The organism is Pseudomonas sp. SIMBA_067 (assembly GCF_046534675.1).
Taxonomy (GTDB): domain Bacteria; phylum Pseudomonadota; class Gammaproteobacteria; order Pseudomonadales; family Pseudomonadaceae; genus Aquipseudomonas; species Aquipseudomonas putida.
In genome coordinates, this window is record NZ_JAWRYH010001189.1 from 1 (window position 1) to 242 (window position 242).

General features: G+C 53.7%; 1 protein-coding gene. It reads left to right on the forward strand.

Going from position 1 to position 242, the window contains the following annotated elements; all coding sequences use genetic code 11:
- The coding region (locus tag SB765_RS33035) for a hypothetical protein (protein ID WP_410932950.1) at positions 1–242 on the forward strand (242 nt) is incomplete at both ends.

Consider the following 242-nt stretch of genomic DNA (forward strand, 5'->3'; position numbering starts at 1 on the left):
TGCCTTTACCGTTACGAACACAAAATTTACAAATCTTGATTCCTGAGCTGTTAGGCTATCTCGCCCGGCAGCAGGAGATCTCTGCGACGCAACTGGCCCAGTGGCTGGCGCGGCGTCAGGATACAGAGTCCTCCGACTGGAATCACTCACAGGCGATCAACCTGCTGGCAGAGCTTGAACGGCTTTGCCCACAGCTACTGAAATCGCCGCCTTCAGGCTTATTACAGCCCATAGAGATTGAG